Origin of the sequence: Streptomyces sp. SID5785 (assembly GCF_009870065.1) — a bacterium.
Taxonomy (GTDB): domain Bacteria; phylum Actinomycetota; class Actinomycetes; order Streptomycetales; family Streptomycetaceae; genus Streptomyces.
Map to the genome: position 1 here is coordinate 29,646 of NZ_WWIA01000303.1, position 18,042 is coordinate 47,687.

Consider the following 18,042-nt stretch of genomic DNA (forward strand, 5'->3'; position numbering starts at 1 on the left):
GGGGGCACTGACAGGGAACGGCGAAACGGTATGGACGGGCTGTAAGGGTTGACTGAAGCGTTGATGAGAACGGGATGAGACCCCTTACGGAGGACACACGAAGGCCCCGGGACGCGGTGCGTGCCCGGGGCCGTGCGCGGTGGTGCGGGGGTGGATCAGGCGGCGGAGCCGGCCTTCCAGTCCGCCCAGCTCAGGTTCCAGCCGTTCAGGCCGTTGTCCGGCTGGACGGTCTTGTCGCCGGTGTTCTTCACGATGACGACGTCGCCGACCATCGAGTTGTCGTAGAACCAGGCGCCGGGGGTGCTGGAGTCGCCCGCGCCCTTGGCGTCGGCGAGGCCCACACAGCCGTGGCTGGTGTTGACCGAGCCGAAGATGGACTTCGCGCCCCAGTAGTTGCCGTGGATGAAGGTGCCCGAGTTCGACAGACGCATCGCGTGCGGCACGTCCTTGATGTCGTACTCGCCCTTGCCGTCGTCGTCGGTGAAGCCGACCGTCGCGCCGTTCATCCGGGTCTCCTTGAACTTCTCGGAGATCACCATCTGGCCCTCGTACGTCTTGTTGTCGGGCGAACCGGCGGAGATCGGGATGGTCTTGACGACCTGGCCGTCACGGGTGACGGTCATCTGCTTGGTCTTGGCGTCGACGGTCGAGACCTGGTTCCGCCCGACCTTGAAGGTGACGGTCTTCTGCTGGACGCCGGTCACGCCGTCCGCTCCCTCGACCCCGTCGAGGTCCAGCTTCAGGGTGACGGTGGAGCCGCCCTTCCAGTAGTCCTCGGGGCGGAAGTCGATGCGGTTGGCGTTGAACCAGTGGCCGACGACCTCCTGGCCGCTGCTGGACGAGACCGTGATGTGGGACTGCACATCGGCCTTGTTCGTGATCGCCTTGTCGAAGTTGATCGAGACCGGCATGCCGACGCCGACCGTCGAGCCGTCCTCCGGCGTGAAGTTGCCGATGAAGCTGTTGGCCGGGGAGACGGTCGTGAACGACGCGTTCTCGTGCGCGACCCGGTTGCCCGAGTCCTTCGCCTCGGCGGCGATCTTGTACGTGGTCGACCGCTCGAGCTGGTTCGTGGGCTTCCAGCTCTTCTTGTCGGCCGATATCTGTCCCGCGACCGCGGTGCCGTCGGCGGTCGTCATGGTGACGTCGGTGAGCGTGCCCTTGCTCACGGTGACCTTCGCGGCGTTGTTGATGCTCGCGTTGTCGGAGCCGTCCTTGGGGGCGATCCTGATCTCGGCCTCGGAGGTCTTCTTCGCCGCCGCCTCGTCCGCCTGCGAGGCCTGCGACTCCTTCGTACCGCTCGCCGAGCCGCCCGAGTCGGCGTCGCTCCCGCTGCACGCGGAGAGCACCAGCACGCCGCCGAGCACAGCGGACGCGGCCATCAGGCCCTTGCGCCGCTTACCGTCCGTCATCACACGCTTCTCCATAGTCGCCGAATTACCCGACTTCCCGACGTCCCGGCCAGTCTTCGGCCGCCCCGAGTGCGGTCAGGGAGAACACACGTGTTCCCCATACCCGTACTCAACGCGGTGACCGGTTCGTCCCGTTCCCGAAAACGCTCGGATGTGGGCGAGGACACGTCGGCGTACGGACACGTGACCACCGGCGCACCGACCGTGACGGCACCCCGCGGAACCTCGCGTCCCACTTCCGTGACTCCCCCTCCGGGACGACGGAACCCCGGGCAGCGGTCACCGCCCGGGGGTGTGATCCGGGTGGCGCTACACGTGGTCCGTGCCGTCCTGACCCTCATCATCCTCGTCGAGGTCCCAATCCGGCGAATCGGGATCGTAATCCACCTGTTCGCTGGACCACGAGGCCTGCACGAGCTCCGCCCCGGGCACCTCCGCGACCAGGTCGAACGGGTCGACGAGGTACGCGACGGCCTCCGCCTCGTCCTCCTGCACGGCCCCCTCGGCGTGCGACCTCTCCTCCGGCGGCATGGCCTCGTCCTCGGAGATCCGCTGCAGCGCGGCGCCGGTCAGCGCCTCCGCGTCCTCGACCTCCAGGACCAATTCCACCTTCAGGCGAACAAAACGTGACGTCTCATCAGTGCTCATACCGCGGAGCGTACGGCCCGTTCCGCTCGTGACTTTCCTGTGACCCGCAGGATTCACTAACATCGGCGCACACGGCCAATTCGCCAGCGCCACAAGGGGGATCGCTTCCGTGTCCGCCGCACGCCGATCGTTGTTCACCGCCACAGCCGCAGGGACCCTGCTCGGGGCCCTGTGGTTCGTTCCCAATGCCACAGCGACGCCGGGCGATCCGTCCCCGCACGCCGACGCCCGCACCACCTCCACGGTGAGCGATGTCAGAACCGACCGCGACCTGCGGCTCGCCGACACCGGCAGCATCGACACCACCCCCTACGTCCTGGGCGGCGCCGTCTTCCTGGGCATCGGGGTGGGGTTCGTGACGTACTCGGTGCGCCGCCAGCGCTCGGACGGGCCGACCGGGCTCGCCTAGCGATCCAGGCCCTGCGCGTCCGGATCCGGGTCCGGGTCCATGCCGCGGATGCGGCGGCGCTCCCCCTCGCCCGCGACGGGCGGCGGGGCGTCCGCGAGCCGCACCACGGGGTCGTCCGGACCGCCGTCCCGGCCCGCGACGACCGGCTCCGCCGAGCGCAGCGCCTTCGCCCGGTACTGGGCGGCGTCCGCGAGCCGGAACAGCCGCCGGGCGCTGGTGACCTCGCCGATCGGGTCGCCGGTCGAGGCGATGCCGCAGGCCACGCCGTCGCCCAGATCGAGTTCGGCGGCGCGGGCGCAGACCTCGCCGCCGACCCGCACCACGGCGTCGGCGTCCGGCCCCAGCGCCAGCAGGCAGAACTCGTCGCCGCCGAGCCGCGCGGCGAGCGTCCCGGGCAGCATCGCGCCGCACAGTGAGAGGACCGAGCCGAACCGTTCGAGCAGACGGTCGCCGGTGGCGTGGCCGAGCGTGTCGTTGACGCGCTTGAGCCCGTTCAGGTCGCAGACGACGAGGCTGACCACGGCGCCGTCCGCGCGGTGCCGCTCCACCGCCTCGTCGAGCCTGATGTCGACGGCCCTGCGGTTGGCGAGGCCGGTGAGCGCGTCGGTGAACGCCAGCCGGCGCGCCTCCTCCAGCCGCTCGGTCTGCGCGATGCCGGCCGCGACGACGGAGGCGAGCACCGTCGCGAAGTCGGCGTCCTCCCGCCCGAACACGGGCGCCCCGGCCGGCCGCGCGACGTACAGCTCGCCCCAGGCACGGCCGTGCAGCACGATCGGCGCGACGACACAGCAGCCGCGGCCCCTCCGGCGCAGTGCGGCGACCCTCTGATGGCAGTAGCCGCCGCGCTCGACGGGCCCCGCGGCCGTCTCCACCCAGGCGTTCGGCCCGCCGCCCCCGGCCCACCGCTCGTGCAGGAACTCGGTGATCTCGGGGAACTGGTGCACGGGGTAGGTCTCGCCCTCGGGGAACTCCTCCTCGTCGGCCGCCAGCTGCCCCACGTTGGCCAGCACGCGCAGCCGCCCGTGGCCGCGCTCCCACACGGAGAGCGCGGCGAAGCTGCCGGACAGCGCGCGGCAGGCGCCGAGCGCGGCGGCCCGCCAGGAGTCACGCGGAGCCTGCGCAGCGGCCATCCCCTGCGCGAGCATGACCACGGCGCGCAGCCGGACGTCCTCTCCCATCCCCCCAGGCTAGGAACGTTTCCGGCATTTCGGTGACTTCAGTACGCCCGACCTGGGGGTTCCGCCGCCACAACCGCTCACTCACCGGGCCACTGCGGGCTCCGCTTCTCGTTGAACGCGGCCACGCCCTCGGCCCGGTCGCCGGAGAACGCCACCGAGCGCCAGGCCGCGTCCTCGACCTCCAGACCGGCCCGCAGGTCCAGGCCGTGGCCCAGGCGCAGGGCCTTCTTCGCGGCGCGCAGGCCGACCGGGGAGTTCGCCGCGATCCGGGCCGCGAGGGCCAGCGCCTCGGCCCGGTCCTGCCCGGCGGCCACGACCTCGTCCACGAGGCCCAGACCGCCCGCCTCGGCGGCCTCCACGCGCCGCGCGGAGAAGATCAGCTCGGCGGCGCGCGCGGCCCCGATCCGGCGCGGCAGGAGCTGCGTGCCGCCCCCGCCGGGGATGACGCCCACCGACACCTCGGGCAGGCCGACCACCGCGGTCGCGTCGGCCACGATCAGGTCGCACGACAGCGCCAGCTCGAAGCCGCCGCCCAGCGCGAACCCGTGCACCGCGGCGATCGTCGGCATCGGCAGCTCCAGCACGCCCGTGTACGCGGCGCGGGCCACCGGGCGCTGACGCACGAGGTCGAGGTCCGAGAAGGAGTTGCGCTCCTTGAGGTCGGCGCCGACGCAGAACGCCCGCTCGTGGCTCGACGTCAGGACGGTCACCCGCACATCCCGGTCGGCGGCGAGCGCGTCGCAGGCGGCGCCGAGGGAGCGGGCCATGGCGGTCGAGACCGCGTTCATCGCCTTGGGCCGGTCGAGCACCAGCTCGGCGACGGCCCCGCCGCCCTCCGCGCCGTGGCGCCGTACGACCACGAACTCCCCGAACCGCTGCTCCGCGCCCATGACTCGCCCTTCCGGTTAACGTCAGTTAACCGTCAAGATGTCAGGTGCGCCGGGTCAGCGTCCAGGGTTCCACGACGCCGAGGCCACGGACCGGCCGCTGCCACATGGGCCGCAGCGCGAAGCGGTACGAGGGCGGCTCCTCGCCCGCCTCCACCGCCTTCAGCGCCTGCGCGGAGGCCTCCGCCTCCGAGCTCGGGGTGTCACCGGCCCGGATCAGCTCCTCGGCGAACGCCCCGTCGACGAGCACCGCGTCCTTGGGCGCTATCGACGTGAGCCGGCTCGCCAGGTTGACCGTCGTGCCGAACACGTCGCCCATGCGTGTGGTCACCGTCCCGAAGGCCATGCCGACGCGCAGCTCGGGCATCGTCTCGTCGTTGCTCATCGTCTCGATGAGCCGCAGTGCGATCTCCCCGGCCGTGCCCGCGTCGTCGGCGGCGTACAGGACCTCGTCGCCGAGCGTCTTGATCAGCCGTCCGCCGTTCGCCGCGACGAGGTCCGCGGCGGTGGTCTCGAAGGCCTCGACGAGCTCGCCGAGCTCCTCCTCCTCCATCCGCCGGGTCAGCCGGGTGAACCCGACGAGGTCCGCGAACCCGACGGCCAGCCGCCGGTCGACCATCTCCTCGTCGTCGGCCGCCTGCACGACGCGCCCGGTGGCCGCGGCGAGCTGCCGCCGCCACACGTAGACGAGGAACTCCTCCAGCTCGGGCAGCAGCAGCTCTATCAGCGGATACGTGACCTCGGTGCGGGTCATCCCGGGCTCCGGCGGCTCGGTCAGACCCTCCAGGAACGAGTCGATCTGCCACTCGGCGAGCCGCGCCGTGGTCTGCCCGGTCGACCGGGCCACCTGGACCGCCATGGCCTCACTGAGCAGCCCCGCCTCGACGAGTCCGGCGAGGCGGCGCAGCGCGAGCACGTCCGCCTCGGTCAGCGCCTTGGCCTGCCCGATGTCGGCGAAGCCCATGGCCCGCCAGAATCGGGACGCCAGCTCCATGGAGACACCGGCGCTGCGGGCCGCCTGGAACGGGGTGTAGCGGCGCTCGGCACCGAGGATCAGCCCTTCGAGCCGCAGCGCGAGGGGGTCAGCGGTCTCCTGCTCGTCCCCCTCCGGCTTCTCGGGGTCGGGTGGGGAGCCCGTGCCGGAGCCCGAGTCGTCGACGGTCACGCCTGCTGCCCTTCCGATCTGCCGCGGTCAGGTATCGACCGGGCTCAACGATACGGCAGCCCTTGTGCCGCACGTCACTCCGTTCGGCGCGGGTTCCGCACGGGAAGGTGCCAGGTCATCCGCTCGGGCGAGTACGGGGGCGAAACAGGCCCTGGGCGGACCCGGCCTAGGCCGGACGCAGGTGCACGATGTCGCCCGCGCCGACCGGCACCCGGTCGCCGTCCGCGGTCCGGACGACAAGGCGCCCGTCGCCGTCCACGGCGACCGCCTCGCCGACCAGCTCCCGCTCCCCCGGCAGAATCGCCCGCACCTGCCGGCCCAGCGTCGAGCACCCCGCCGCGTACGTCTCCTGGAGCCCCGAGAGGCCGGGGTCTCCCTGCGCCGCGCACCACTGCCCGTACCACCGCTCGAAGGACCGCAGCACGGCGCGCAGCAGCGGCTCCCGGTCGACGACCTGCGCCCCGGCCAGCGCCAGCGATCCGGCGCCGGGCACGGGCAGTTCGTCCGCGCGCAGCGACACGTTGAGCCCGACCCCGATCACGATGCCGCCCGCGCCGGAGGACTCCGCGAGGATGCCGCCGGCCTTGCGCTCCTCGCCGGCGACGGTGACGAGCAGGTCGTTGGGCCACTTCAGCGCCGTGTCGACACCGGCCGCCGCGGACAGCCCGGTCGCGACGGCGACCCCGGTGAGCAGCGGCAGCCAGCCCCAGCGCGACACCGGCACCTCGTGCTCCGCGGGCTTGACCAGGACGGAGAAGAACAGGCCCGAGCGGGGCGGCGCGGACCAGCGCCGGTCGAGCCGGCCGCGCCCGGAGCTCTGCTCCTCGGCGACGAGCACGGCACCCTCCTCGACGGTTCCGGCGCTCGCCCGCGCCACGAGGTCGGTGTTCGTGGAGCCGGTGCGGGGCAGGACGTCGAGCGCGGACCACAGGCCGTCGCCGCGGACCAGCGAGCGGCGCAGCCCGCTCTCGGACAGCGGCGGCCGGTCCAGGTCGGACCAGGGGCTGGAGGGTGCGGCGGAGGGGTCTGGGGGCGTCATGCGCCCCACCCTAGGTGTGGCCAAGGACGCACTGCCGAACCGTAGGCGCCCCACTACTCTACGAGTCAGTAGCCTCGTCCCCTCAGCAGCGTCGAATCAGGCAGGGAGCCGCGTCCCGATGTCCGAACTGGAACAGCTGGAACCGTCCGAGAAGACCGAGATCGACATTCACACGACCGCGGGGAAGCTGGCGGATCTGCGGCGGCGGATCGGTGAGGCGACGCATGCGGGGTCGGCGCGTGCGGTGGAGAAGCAGCATGCGAAGGGGAAGCTGACGGCGCGTGAGCGGATCGCGTTGTTGTTGGACGAGGATTCGTTCGTGGAGTTGGACGAGTTCGCGCGGCATCGGTCGACGGATTTCGGTCTGGAGGCGAACAGGCCGTACGGGGATGGTGTGGTGACCGGTTACGGGACGGTGGACGGTCGTCCGGTGGCGGTGTTCTCGCAGGATTTCACGGTGTTCGGCGGGGCGTTGGGTGAGGTCTTCGGGCAGAAGATCATGAAGGTGATGGATTTCGCGTTGAAGACGGGTTGTCCGGTCGTGGGGATCAACGACTCGGGTGGTGCGCGGATCCAGGAGGGCGTGATGGCGCTCGGGATGTATGGGGAGATCTTCCGGCGGAACACGCATGCGTCGGGGGTGATTCCGCAGATCAGTCTGGTGGTGGGGCCGTGTGCGGGGGGTGCGGTGTATTCGCCGGCGATCACGGATTTCACGGTGATGGTGGATCAGACGTCGCACATGTTCATCACGGGTCCGGATGTCATCAAGACGGTGACGGGTGAGGATGTGGGTTTTGAGGAGTTGGGGGGTGCGCGGGCGCACAATGCGCGGTCGGGGGTGGCGCATCATCTGGCGGGGGACGAGAAGGACGCGATCGAGTACGTCAAGCAGTTGTTGTCGTATCTGCCGTCGAACAATCTGAGTGAGCCGCCGGCGTTTGCGGAGGAGGCTGATCTCGCGCTGGGTGAGGAGGACCGTGAGCTGGATGTGCTGATTCCGGACAGTGCGAATCAGCCGTACGACATGCATGCGGTGATCGAGCATGTGGTGGATGATGCGGAGTTCTTCGAGACGCAGGCGTTGTTCGCGCCGAACATTGTGACGGGGTTCGGGCGGGTGGAGGGGCGTCCGGTGGGGGTGGTGGCGAATCAGCCGATGCAGTTCGCGGGGTGTCTGGACATCGATGCGTCGGAGAAGGCGGCGCGTTTCGTGCGGACGTGTGATGCGTTCAATGTGCCGGTGCTGACGTTCGTGGATGTGCCGGGGTTCTTGCCGGGGGTGGAGCAGGAGCACACGGGGATCATCCGGCGGGGTGCGAAGCTGATCTACGCGTATGCGGAGGCGACGGTTCCGTTGATCACGGTGATCACGCGGAAGGCGTTCGGTGGTGCGTACGACGTGATGGGGTCGAAGCATCTGGGGGCGGATCTGAATCTGGCGTGGCCGACGGCGCAGATCGCGGTGATGGGGGCGCAGGGTGCGGTGAACATCGTGCACCGCAAGACGCTGGCGGGCGCCGATGACGTGGAGGGGACGCGGGAGCGGCTGGTGCGGGAGTACGAGGACACGCTCCTGAATCCGTACACGGCCGCGGAGCGCGGGTACGTGGACGCGGTGATCATGCCGTCGCAGACGCGGGCGCACGTGGTGAAGGGGCTGCGGCAGTTGCGGACCAAGCGGGAGAGCCTGCCGCCGAAGAAGCACGGCAACATCCCCCTGTAGACACACCTGCGGACATGAACGTGCCTGTAGACAACCCTCAGCCGTCAGGAGCCCGATCGTGGTGATCAAGGTCGTCCGGGGCAACCCGACCCCCGAGGAACTCGCCGCCGCCCTCGCCGTCGTCCAGGCCCGCACCACCGCGGCCACCCAAGCCGAACCCGAGGGCCCACCGGCCGTGAACGCATGGGTCCGCGCCGCGCGGCGCACGGTCCCGCACGGCCTGCCGCAACCCGGCCCCGGCGCGTGGCACACCTCGTGCTGGCCGCGCTGAGACCCACCCGCCCCTTCCTCTCTTTCTTCTCTGGAGTGCACATGAACTCCCCCCGACTGGAGCAGTCATGCTGACCAAAGTCCTCATCGCCAATCGTGGCGAAATCGCTGTCCGCGTGGCCCGGGCGTGCCGGGACGCCGGGATCGCGAGCGTTGCTGTTTACGCCGATCCGGATCGGGACGCTCTGCACGTCCGCGCGGCCGATGAGGCTTTCGCGTTGGGTGGTGACAGTCCGGCGACGAGTTATCTGGACATCGCGAAGGTGTTGCGGGCGGCTGCGGACTCAGGGGCGGATGCGGTGCATCCGGGGTACGGGTTCTTGTCGGAGAACGCGGAGTTCGCGCAGGCGGTGCTGGATGCGGGGTTGATCTGGATCGGTCCGCCGCCGCAGGCGATCCGGGATCTGGGGGACAAGGTCGCGGCGCGGCACATCGCGCAGCGGGCGGGTGCTCCGCTGGTGGCGGGGACGCCGGATCCGGTGTCGGGTGCGGACGAGGTGGTGGCGTTCGCGCGGGAGCACGGGCTGCCGATCGCGATCAAGGCGGCGTTCGGTGGTGGCGGGCGTGGGTTGAAGGTGGCCCGGACGCTGGAGGAGGTGCCGGAGCTGTACGAGTCGGCGGTGCGTGAGGCGGTTGCCGCGTTCGGGCGCGGTGAGTGTTTCGTGGAGCGTTATCTCGACAAGCCGCGGCATGTGGAGACGCAGTGTCTGGCGGACTCGCACGGCAATGTGGTGGTCGTCTCGACGCGTGACTGCTCGTTGCAGCGCCGGCATCAGAAGCTGGTGGAGGAGGCGCCTGCGCCGTTCCTGTCGCAGGCGCAGCTGGACGAGTTGTACGCGTCGTCGAAGGCGATCTTGAAGGAGGCCGGTTATGTGGGGGCCGGCACGGTCGAGTTCCTGGTGGGTGCGGACGGCACGATCTCGTTCCTGGAGGTGAACACGCGGCTTCAGGTGGAGCATCCGGTGACGGAGGAGGTCGCGGGTGTCGATCTGGTGCGGGAGATGTTCCGGATCGCGGACGGTGAGGAGCTCGGTTACGGGGATCCTGAACTGCGGGGTCATTCCTTCGAGTTCCGGATCAATGGTGAGGATCCGGGGCGTGGGTTCCTGCCGGCGCCGGGCACGGTGACGCGTTTCGATGCGCCGGCCGGTCCGGGTGTGCGGCTGGATGCGGGTGTGGAGTCGGGGTCGGTGATCGGTCCGGCGTGGGACTCGCTGCTGGCGAAGCTGATCGTGACGGGGCGTACGCGTCAGGAGGCGCTCGAGCGGTCGGCGCGGGCGTTGGCGGAGTTCACGGTGGAGGGGATGGCGACCGCGATTCCCTTCCACCGCAAGGTGGTCACGGATCCCGCGTTCGCTCCGGAGCTGACGGGTTCGCAGGAGCCGTTCACGATCTTCACGCGGTGGATCGAGACCGAGTTCGTCAATGACATTCCGGCGTTCGCCGCGCCTGCGGAGGCGGGCGAGGAGGACGAGACGGGCCGGGAGACGGTCGTCGTCGAGGTCGGGGGCAAGCGTCTGGAGGTGTCGCTGCCGGCCGGGATGGGCATGTCGCTGGCGCGGACCGGGCTGACGGCGGGGGCGAAGCCGAAGCGGCGTGCGGCGAAGAAGTCGGGTCCGGCGGCCTCGGGTGACACGCTGGCCTCGCCGATGCAGGGCACGATCGTGAAGGTCGCGGTCGAGGAGGGGCAGGAGGTCAAGGAGGGCGACCTCGTCGTCGTCCTGGAGGCCATGAAGATGGAACAGCCCCTCAACGCGCACAAGTCCGGGACCGTCAAGGGCCTGACCGCGCAGATCGGCGCCTCCCTCACCTCCGGCGCCCCCATCTGCGAGATCAAGGACTGAACGCAGAGCGCAGAGCGCAGCCGGGGGCGCCTGTCGGGCCGCAGCGGCCGACAGGCGCCCCCGGCGTCACATCCCGGCGGGCTGCCCGGCCCGCCACTGCCGCCCGATCCGGCGCAGCAGCGCCGGGTACACCCCCAGGTACCGGAACGGCTTGATGGCCAGCATGTAGAGCGCGCCCAGCGTTCCGTTCGGCTTCACCAGGACCGTCATCCGGCCCGTGTACCGGTCCGCGCCGACCGGGACCCAGCCGAGGTGGAGCACGCCGTGCACCGTCCTGTTCCTCATCTCGGCGGCCCACTCGTCGTGGGTCAGGTAGACGGACGTGAACGGTGCCTCGCCCAGGTCGGGGCCGCGCGGACCGTCGCGCAGGTCGTCCGGCAGCCTGTCGCGCAGGGAGGGCACGCGTGCACCCACTCCCGCATCGGCCCCGTCCAGGCGCAACAGCGCGCCCAGACGCCAGCGGACGGCGAACAGGAAGCGGGACAGCGGTGCGTCGCCGCGGACGCCCTCGCGGATGCCACCGGCGAACTGCCGCACCAGCCGGTCCAGTTCGTCGGGTCCGCCCGGTGTCGGCAGCTCCCACACGTCCTCGACCGTGAAGTCGCGGGCGATCTCGTGGATCCGCCACGGGCGTTCGGTGTGAGCGGTGCGCGGAAGGCGCATGGCGACGGCCCCTGACTCTTCCGGCCCTCGCGGGCCGCACGGAATATACGGTGGCGTACAACTCGAGCATAGCCCCATCTGTACGGCACCGTATACTCGGCTCGACGCTGCTGCCGCCCGACAGGAGGGCCCCGCCCCATGGCCGTCACCCGCACACCCCGCGGCAAGTGGATCGAGGAAGGGCTGCGCGCACTGTCCGCGGGCGGCCCCGAAGCCGTGCGTATCGAGGTCCTCGCGCAGGCGCTCGGCGTCACCAAGGGGGGCTTCTACGGCTACTTCCGCAACAGGGACGCCCTGCTCACCGAGATGCTCGACACCTGGGAGTACGAGGTCGCCGAGGGCGTCGTCGCGCAGGTGGAGAGCGGCGGGGGCGACGCGCGCCGGCGGCTCGTGCGCCTCTTCGCCCTCGTCGCCGAGTCCACCGACGGGCCGGTGCGCGGCACGACGGCCGACATCGCGATCCGTGACTGGGCGCGCCGTGATCCGGCGGTGGCGGAGCGGCTGCGACGCGTCGACAACCGCCGTATGGACTATCTGCGTTCGCTGTTCTCCGCGATCTGCCCCGACGAGGAGGAGGTCGAGGTGCGCTGTCTGATCGCGGTCTCGGTGCGTCTGGGGAACCACTTCAACGCGGCCGACAACGGAACGCTCGGCCGCGCCGAAGTGATGAGGCTGATCAGCCGGCGCCTGCTGGCCTGACCCCGGCCGGGGGAGGAGCGGCGACGGTCAGTCGGTGTAGACCTCCGCCCGGTCGACGCTCACGAACGCGGCACCGGAGGACGCGTTGTGCTCGCCGGTCACCCGCACCCGCAGGGTGTGCGGGCCGTTCGCCAGTCGCGGGCTCAGATACTGCAGACGCTCGCCGGTGCGGATCGCGCCGTAGAAGTCGACGCGTTGCTCGGGGCCGCCGTCGACGCTGATCGCCGCGATGCCGTTGCCGGTGTCCTGCACCGACAGGAGCGCGATGCGGGTCCCGGAGAAGCCGAACGTCGCGGTGGCGCCCGCCTGTTCGCTCCAGTGGTCGTCGCCCCAGAAGCACTGTGCGGCGCAGCCCGTCCCCGCGTTCCAGTCGCCCGTGTACGTGACGCTCCCGCTGCCGCTGGAGCGGGAGTCGTCGTTGATCCAGTGGTTCCCGGAGCCGGGGTCACCGGCCGGCAGGTCCTGGGTGGCGCCCATCGCGAGCGGCGTGCCGAGATCGGGGCTGCCGTCCGCGTTCCAGCCGATCTTCTGGGCCCGCGTCGTGCGGTCGGTGTACGTGTTCACCGACGTCGTCTTCGCGTGGTAGACGATCCAGTCCTCCGTGCCGTCGGGCGAGGTGAAGAAGGCATGGTGGCCCGGGCCGAACACGCCGTGTTCGTCGGCCCGCGAGAAGACGGCGCCGGAGTGCTGCGTCCAGTTGCCCGGCACCAGCGGATCGGCGCCGTCCGGCAGCGACTTCATCCACAGCTGGTAGTCGGGCTTGCCGGTGTCGCAGGTCGAGTACGTCATCCAGGTGCGGCCGCCCCGGTGCAGGAACTCCGGTCCCTCGCGGACCTCGGGGCAGCCTCCCGCGGCGTCGATCGCGACGGCGTCGCCGGAGAGCGTGTACGGATTCTCCAGCGGGGCGATGTTGAGCCCGTTGTGCTGGTACGGGTTGATGCCGCTGTAGGCCAGATACAGCCGGCCGTCGTGCTGGAGGATGCCGGGGTCGATCGCGAAGTCGTCCGCGTGGTTGGGCGGCGCCAGCTTCGCCTTGAAGTGGTAGGGGCCCGCGGGGTCGTCGCCCTGGGACTCCAGGACGTAGAGCCGGTGGTGGTCGTCGGTGCCGTCGTCGGCGGTGTAGTAGAGGTACCAGCGCTCGCCGAAGCGGTAGAACTCCGGAGCCCAGATGTGCTGGTTGCGGGAGGCGTCGGTGTCCGTCCACACCGTGACGGGGTCGGCGTCGAGGAGGGTGGCCAGGGACGGCGAGCTCCACATGCGGATGCTGTCGCCCTGGGTGGTGGTCAGGTGGTAGGCGCCGTTCGCGTACGTCACGAACGGGTCGGGGCCCGTGTTGAGCGGATTGCGGAAGGTGCCCGCGGCGGCGGCCGCGGGCCGGGCCGCGCCGGCCTGCGGGGCGCAGAGCAGGCCGACGAGCAGCGCGAGCAGGGCGGCGACCAGAGCGGTGGGGGGCCGGGGACGCATGAACGCTCCTTACATCGATGTAAGTGCCACGGCTTCAGGACGGTAGAGAGACGGTGAGGTGGTGTCAACGGGGCGTCGGGGGCGGTGTGTCACCGCGATCGTGGGGCCCGGAGGGGCCGGGCCCCGCGCTCACTGGCCGCCGAGTCCCGTCGTCGCGACGGACTTCACGATGTGCCGCTGGAAGAACATGAACACCACGACGAGCGGCAGTGCGGCCAGCACGGCCGAGGCCATCGACTGCGCGTACTGCACGCCGTACGCGTCCTTCACCGAGGTGATGCCGACGGGCAGGGTCATCAGCGCGGGGTCGGACGTGGACACGAACGGCCACAGGAAGTTGTTCCACGCGCCGATGAACACGAAGATCGACACGGCGGCGAGCATCGGCCGCGACAGCGGCAGCAGCACCGACCAGAAGATCCGCCAGTGCCCGGCCCCGTCGATCCGGGCCGCCTCCTCCAGCTCGCGCGGGAGCGAGTCGAAGTGCTTCTTCAGGATGAACACCATGACCGGCGCCACCGTCTGCGGGAGGATCACCGCCGCGTACGTGTCGAGCAGGTGCAGCGACAGCATCTGCTGGAACCACGGCACGATGAGGATCTGCGGCGGCACGAGCACGGCCGCGACCGTCAGCGCGAACAGACCGCGCCGGCCGGCGAACACCGTGCGGGAGAAGGCGTATCCGGCCATCGCCGAGACCAGCACCGTGATCACGGTGACGCAGGCCGCGATCAGCAGGCTGTTGAACATCCACAGCGGCAGGTCGCCCCGGTCCCAGACGGTGCGGAACGCCTGGAAGGTGAGGCCGCCCTTCGGCCACAGCCAGTGCAGCGGATCGCTCGCGTCCTGCTCGGACTTGAAGGCCGTGAGCACGGCCCACGCCATCGGCAGCAGCCAGAGCACGGCGCCGACGCACAGGACGGTGAGCGCGGCCACCCGGGCGGTGCGGCTCGTGCCGAGCGTCAGGTTCGTGCGGGACGGCTCCCGTCCGGGCCGCCGCCGCGGCGGTCGTACCGGTCGCTGCGGGCGGACCGTGCGGGACGCTCCGGCCGGACGGGCTGCGGGTATGTCGGTGGAGGTCATGGTCACTTCTCCCGGCGGCGGAGTGCGAGGAACTGGGCGGCGGAGGCCAGCAGCACCAGGGCGAAGAAGATGTAGCTGATCGCCGAGGCGTAACCGAGCCGGTATCCGGTGAAGCCGACGTCGTAGACGTACTCGACGACCGGCCGCGTCGAGTTGTTCGGGCCGCCCTTGGTCATCAGGTAGACCTGGTCGAAGACCTTCAGGGACGCCAGGACCTGGAGCACGGTGATGACGGCCGTGATGCGGCGCAGCTGCGGCAGGGTGATCGACCACAGCCGCCGCCAGGCACCCGCACCGTCGATGGCCGCCGCCTCGTACAGATGGTCCGGGATGGACTGCAGGGCGGCGAGGAACAGCAGGAAGTTGAAGCCGACGGTCCACCACAGGGTCGCCAGCGCGACCGCCCACATGGCCACCGACTCGTCGCTGAGCCAGGCGAGCTGGCCGAGGCCGAGCTTGTCGAGCAGGTGGTTGTAGAGGCCGAGGTCGGGCTGGTAGAGCCAGATCCAGAGCAGGCCCACCACGCCCACCGGCAGCAGGTAGGGGGCGAAGAAGGCCAGCCGCCACACCCACTGCCCGGGCAGACCCGTGTGCACGAGCAGGGCCATGGCGAGCGCGACCACGACGAGCGGGACCGTCGAGATGATCGTGAACCAGGCGGTGTGCCACAGGGCCCGCCACATCTCCGCGTCCCCGAAGGCCTCGGTGAAGTTGTCGAGGCCGACGAAGGACGGGCTGTGCGCCGACAGGGCCCGGTCCGTCAGGCTCATCCACAGCCCCTGGCCGAGCGGCCAGAGCATGAAGACGGCGAACAGGACCAGGAACGGGAGTGCGAAGAGCAGGCCGGGGCTCAGCAGCCGGCGCACCCGACCGGCAGCCGGCCGGAGCGCGGCATGGGGAGAGGACATCGTCGTGCCTCCTGCGAGGTGGGCGCGGCCGGTCAGGCCGGACTGGGCTTGGCGAGGAAGGTGTTGAGGCGCCGCACCATCGCGCGCGCCGCACGGTCGGGGGCGAGACCGTCGAGCAGGGCCTGCTGGAGGACCTGCGACATGGCGTTCTGGAAGTCGGAGCCCGCGCCCGCGAACCAGACCGCCGGGTCCAGGACGACATGGTCCTGGGCCACCTTGTAGTGCGCCTGCGGCAGCAGGCCGGCGTACTCCTCGGTGCGGGTGACCGGGCCGTACGCGGGAATGTGCCCGGCCGTCGCCCAGATCTGCCCGGCCTTGAGCAGGGCGGCCACCGCCTGGTGGGTGCGCCGGCGGTGCTCCTCGTCGGGACGGTCGCGGTGGGGGAGCACGAACGAGTGCGAGTCCGCGTAGATCGCGGGCGTGCCGAACACGGTCGGGAACGGGGCCGCGCCCACGTGCTTGTCCTGGGCGCGGAAGGTGCCGAGCTCCCATTCACCCGAGAGGATCATGGCGGTCTGATGGTTGGCGAACGCGGCGACGCCCGCGTTGTAGTCGAGCCGCTTCGGGTTGGTCTTCCCGTCGACCAGCTTGGCCATGAACGCGATGACCTCGGCCATCCGGTCCACGTCCACCTTCGCGGGACCACCGGGAGGCAGCTCGAACGCGCCGCCCGTCTGCCGGTACAGGCCGTAGAAGAGCCGCCAGCCCTGCGCGGTGTCGGTCGCGTACCCGAAGGCGATGCCCTGCTTGCCCGAGGCCCTGGCCAGTTCCCGGCCGGCCGCGAGGAACTTGTCCGGCGAGGAGAACGCGTCGGCGTCCAGCGTGCCGTCGGCCGTGAGCAGCCCCGCCTTCTTCATCGGCTCCGGATGGAAGAACACGATGAACGGGTGGGTGTCGAGCGGGATCGCGTAGGTCTGGCCCTCGAACTGGGTGCGCGACCACACGGCGTCCGCGAAGTCCTTGCGCAGCACGCCGTGTTCGGCGAGCAGGTTCATGTCCCACGGGTCCACCAGGCCCGTCGGTGCGTACCCCGCGAGGCGCGACATGTGGGCGACGGCGACGTCCGGGCCGCGTCCGCCGGCCGAGGCCATGGCGAGCTTCGTGTAGTACGGGGTGCCCCACTCCAGGACCGTGCGCTCGATGTGCGTCCCGGGCATGTCCGGCCCGGCCTTGCGCACCATGTCGTCCAGCAGCCCGCCGTCGGCCCCCTGGAAGAGGTCCCACAGCCGGACCGTCGACTCCCCGGCGGCCAGCGCGCTGCCGCAGCCGCTGAGCGCTCCCGCACCGAGGACCGTGGCCCCCGCGGCGAGTGCGGCGCCCAGCGCGCGCCGCCTGGTGAGTGCGGGGCGACCGACGGCGGATGCGGATGTGCCGGTCATCGCGGCTCCCTTCTGAACTGTCGTCTCCGATGGGTGTACATCGATGTAAACGGTGTCCGGTGTCGGCGCCGGCCGGTCAGCCGGCGTCCGTCGGCTCGTACGCGGCCGTCCGCAGCTGGGCGTCCCGCAGGAGAGCGGTGTCCACCTTCTCGGAGCGGTCGAAGCGGTACACGCCGTTGCGCTCCTGGAAGACGTCCGTCAGCTGCGTGTAGCAGTAGCCGAACATGTCCGGGTCGTCGAGCAGCACGCCCGTGAGGCCGGTGAAACGCTCCACGAACTCCCCTGCGGTCCGCGGCCGTTCGCCGTATCCCCACGAGGCGTCCCGCTCGTCGCCCGCCGCCTCGGCGGCCGCCTCCGGGTCCCACCAGATGCCGCCGAACTCGCTGCAGAAGTACGGCTGCCCGCGGTACGGCACGGACCACGCACGCCCGTCCGGGCCGGTGTTCACGTACGGCTCGTCCGTGGCGAGGCCGCGCATCGTCTTCGCGAACGCGGCCGGGTCCTGCTCGTAGCAGTGCGCGTCGTACACGTCCGTCTCCGGAACGCGGTGCGCGTAGCCGGACGCGTCGATCACCGGCCGGGTGCCGTCGGCCAGCTTCGTGGCGAGGAACATCGCGCGGGTCGCGTCGTCGAGCGCGGTGATGCGGTCGTGCAGCGGCTGGTACGTCTCGTTGAGCGGGCACCAGCCGACGATCGACGGGTGCGCGTGGTCCCGCTCGACGGCCTCCAGCCACTGGGTCACGTACGACGCGTCGGGCCGCTGGTTGTCGTCGCGGACGCCGACCTCGCATCCCCAGTCGCCGAACTCGCCCCACACCAGGTAGCCGAGCCGGTCCGCGTGGTAGAGGAAGCGCTCCTCGAAGACCTTCTGGTGCAGCCGCGCGCCGTTGAAGCCCGCTGCGAGACCGAGCTCGATGTCCCGCACCAGCGCGGCGTCGCTCGGCGCGGTCATCAGCCCGTCGGGGTAGTAGCCCTGGTCGAGGACGAGCCGCTGGAAGACCGGCTCCCCGTTCAGCAGCAGCCGCTTCCCGGAGAGGGACACCGAGCGCAGACCCGCGTACGACGTCACGCGGTCCACGACCCGGCCCCCGGCGTCGGAGACCTCCAGCGTCAGGTCGTACAGGTGCGGGTCGGCGGGCGACCACACCCGCAGCCGGTCCTCCGGCACGCGCAGCGTCAGGCGCGGCGCCAGGTCGAGGTCCGCGCGGGCCTCGGCGGTCAGCACCGTGCCGCGCCCGTCGGCGAGCACGGCCCGCACCCGGTGGCCC

The 18,042-nt window shown here is 70.9% G+C and carries 17 protein-coding genes; 5 read left to right on the top strand and 12 right to left on the bottom strand.

What is annotated here, in order from left to right:
• Positions 1-155 precede the first annotated feature (155 nt).
• Positions 156-1,427, bottom strand: coding sequence for an Ig-like domain-containing protein (locus GTW43_RS09740; protein ID WP_161301209.1), 1,272 nt, complete (start codon positions 1,425-1,427; stop codon positions 156-158).
• 294 nt (positions 1,428-1,721) lie between these two features.
• Complete coding sequence (locus GTW43_RS09745) at positions 1,722-2,060, bottom strand: hypothetical protein (protein ID WP_161301208.1); 339 nt, start codon at positions 2,058-2,060, stop codon at positions 1,722-1,724.
• Between the two features lie 244 nt (positions 2,061-2,304).
• On the opposite strand from GTW43_RS09745, the gene GTW43_RS38625 reads away from it, so the two are divergent.
• On the top strand, positions 2,305-2,469 hold the full coding sequence (locus GTW43_RS38625) for an LPXTG cell wall anchor domain-containing protein (RefSeq protein ID WP_161301207.1): 165 nt from the start codon (positions 2,305-2,307) through the stop codon (positions 2,467-2,469).
• Here GTW43_RS38625 and GTW43_RS09755 read toward each other — a convergent pair.
• The 4 genes from GTW43_RS09755 to GTW43_RS09770 all read right to left on the bottom strand — a co-directional run bounded on the left by GTW43_RS09755 (position 2,466) and on the right by GTW43_RS09770 (position 6,738).
• A complete protein-coding gene (locus GTW43_RS09755) occupies positions 2,466-3,647 on the bottom strand; it encodes a sensor domain-containing diguanylate cyclase (protein WP_161301206.1) in 1,182 nt (393 codons plus the stop codon). The genes GTW43_RS38625 and GTW43_RS09755 overlap by 4 nt on opposite strands.
• A gap of 77 nt (positions 3,648-3,724) precedes the next feature.
• Entirely contained in the window at positions 3,725-4,537 is an 813-nt protein-coding gene (locus GTW43_RS09760; RefSeq protein ID WP_161301205.1) for an enoyl-CoA hydratase-related protein, read from the bottom strand.
• Between the two features lie 40 nt (positions 4,538-4,577).
• On the bottom strand, positions 4,578-5,699 hold the full coding sequence (locus GTW43_RS09765) for an adenylate/guanylate cyclase domain-containing protein (RefSeq protein ID WP_161301204.1): 1,122 nt from the start codon (positions 5,697-5,699) through the stop codon (positions 4,578-4,580).
• Between the two features lie 166 nt (positions 5,700-5,865).
• On the bottom strand, positions 5,866-6,738 hold the full coding sequence (locus GTW43_RS09770; protein ID WP_161301203.1) for a biotin--[acetyl-CoA-carboxylase] ligase: 873 nt from the start codon (positions 6,736-6,738) through the stop codon (positions 5,866-5,868).
• Between the two features lie 118 nt (positions 6,739-6,856).
• Here GTW43_RS09770 and GTW43_RS09775 point away from each other — a divergent pair, with 118 nt between their 5' ends.
• The 3 genes from GTW43_RS09775 to GTW43_RS09785 all read left to right on the top strand — a co-directional run bounded on the left by GTW43_RS09775 (position 6,857) and on the right by GTW43_RS09785 (position 10,578).
• Entirely contained in the window at positions 6,857-8,464 is a 1,608-nt protein-coding gene (locus GTW43_RS09775; RefSeq protein ID WP_161301202.1) for an acyl-CoA carboxylase subunit beta, read from the top strand.
• 58 nt (positions 8,465-8,522) lie between these two features.
• Positions 8,523-8,735 carry an acyl-CoA carboxylase subunit epsilon gene (locus GTW43_RS09780; protein ID WP_161301232.1) on the top strand — a complete coding sequence of 71 codons (213 nt, stop codon included), beginning with the start codon at positions 8,523-8,525 and terminating at the stop codon, positions 8,733-8,735.
• Between the two features lie 70 nt (positions 8,736-8,805).
• A complete protein-coding gene (locus tag GTW43_RS09785; RefSeq protein WP_161301245.1) occupies positions 8,806-10,578 on the top strand; it encodes a biotin carboxylase N-terminal domain-containing protein in 1,773 nt (590 codons plus the stop codon).
• Between the two features lie 66 nt (positions 10,579-10,644).
• Here the strand turns inward: GTW43_RS09785 and GTW43_RS09790 are convergent, their stop codons facing one another.
• Positions 10,645-11,241 (bottom strand): DUF2867 domain-containing protein, encoded by a 597-nt coding sequence (locus GTW43_RS09790; protein ID WP_161301233.1) that lies wholly within the window; start codon positions 11,239-11,241, stop codon positions 10,645-10,647.
• 138 nt (positions 11,242-11,379) lie between these two features.
• Between GTW43_RS09790 and GTW43_RS09795 the strand changes: the two genes are divergently transcribed.
• Complete coding sequence (locus tag GTW43_RS09795) at positions 11,380-11,940, top strand: TetR/AcrR family transcriptional regulator (protein ID WP_161301234.1); 561 nt, start codon at positions 11,380-11,382, stop codon at positions 11,938-11,940.
• 27 nt (positions 11,941-11,967) lie between these two features.
• Here the strand turns inward: GTW43_RS09795 and GTW43_RS09800 are convergent, their stop codons facing one another.
• From GTW43_RS09800 to GTW43_RS09820, 5 genes are all read right to left on the bottom strand, one after another.
• Entirely contained in the window at positions 11,968-13,404 is a 1,437-nt protein-coding gene (locus GTW43_RS09800) for a glycoside hydrolase family 43 protein (protein WP_161301235.1), read from the bottom strand.
• Between the two features lie 129 nt (positions 13,405-13,533).
• Complete coding sequence (locus tag GTW43_RS09805) at positions 13,534-14,487, bottom strand: carbohydrate ABC transporter permease (RefSeq protein WP_161301236.1); 954 nt, start codon at positions 14,485-14,487, stop codon at positions 13,534-13,536.
• A gap of 2 nt (positions 14,488-14,489) precedes the next feature.
• Positions 14,490-15,395 (bottom strand): sugar ABC transporter permease, encoded by a 906-nt coding sequence (locus tag GTW43_RS09810; protein WP_161301237.1) that lies wholly within the window; start codon positions 15,393-15,395, stop codon positions 14,490-14,492.
• Positions 15,396-15,427: 32 nt separating this feature from the next.
• Entirely contained in the window at positions 15,428-16,774 is a 1,347-nt protein-coding gene (locus GTW43_RS09815) for an extracellular solute-binding protein (RefSeq protein WP_161301238.1), read from the bottom strand.
• 76 nt (positions 16,775-16,850) lie between these two features.
• A partial coding sequence (locus GTW43_RS09820; RefSeq protein WP_272922514.1) for a glycoside hydrolase family 2 TIM barrel-domain containing protein occupies positions 16,851-18,042 on the bottom strand: 1,192 nt, incomplete at its 5' end.

Coding starts and splice junctions, on each gene's coding strand:
- GTW43_RS09740 (WP_161301209.1), bottom strand. CDS start 1,427: ATGGAGAAGCGTGTGATGACGGACGGTAAGCGGCGCAAGGGCCTGATG.
- GTW43_RS09745 (WP_161301208.1), bottom strand. CDS start 2,060: ATGAGCACTGATGAGACGTCACGTTTTGTTCGCCTGAAGGTGGAATTG.
- GTW43_RS09755 (WP_161301206.1), bottom strand. CDS start 3,647: ATGGGAGAGGACGTCCGGCTGCGCGCCGTGGTCATGCTCGCGCAGGGG.
- GTW43_RS09760 (WP_161301205.1), bottom strand. CDS start 4,537: ATGGGCGCGGAGCAGCGGTTCGGGGAGTTCGTGGTCGTACGGCGCCAC.
- GTW43_RS09770 (WP_161301203.1), bottom strand. CDS start 6,738: ATGACGCCCCCAGACCCCTCCGCCGCACCCTCCAGCCCCTGGTCCGAC.
- GTW43_RS09775 (WP_161301202.1), top strand. CDS start 6,857: ATGTCCGAACTGGAACAGCTGGAACCGTCCGAGAAGACCGAGATCGAC.
- GTW43_RS09790 (WP_161301233.1), bottom strand. CDS start 11,241: ATGCGCCTTCCGCGCACCGCTCACACCGAACGCCCGTGGCGGATCCAC.
- GTW43_RS09795 (WP_161301234.1), top strand. CDS start 11,380: ATGGCCGTCACCCGCACACCCCGCGGCAAGTGGATCGAGGAAGGGCTG.
- GTW43_RS09800 (WP_161301235.1), bottom strand. CDS start 13,404: ATGCGTCCCCGGCCCCCCACCGCTCTGGTCGCCGCCCTGCTCGCGCTG.
- GTW43_RS09805 (WP_161301236.1), bottom strand. CDS start 14,487: ATGACCTCCACCGACATACCCGCAGCCCGTCCGGCCGGAGCGTCCCGC.
- GTW43_RS09810 (WP_161301237.1), bottom strand. CDS start 15,395: ATGTCCTCTCCCCATGCCGCGCTCCGGCCGGCTGCCGGTCGGGTGCGC.
- GTW43_RS09815 (WP_161301238.1), bottom strand. CDS start 16,774: ATGACCGGCACATCCGCATCCGCCGTCGGTCGCCCCGCACTCACCAGG.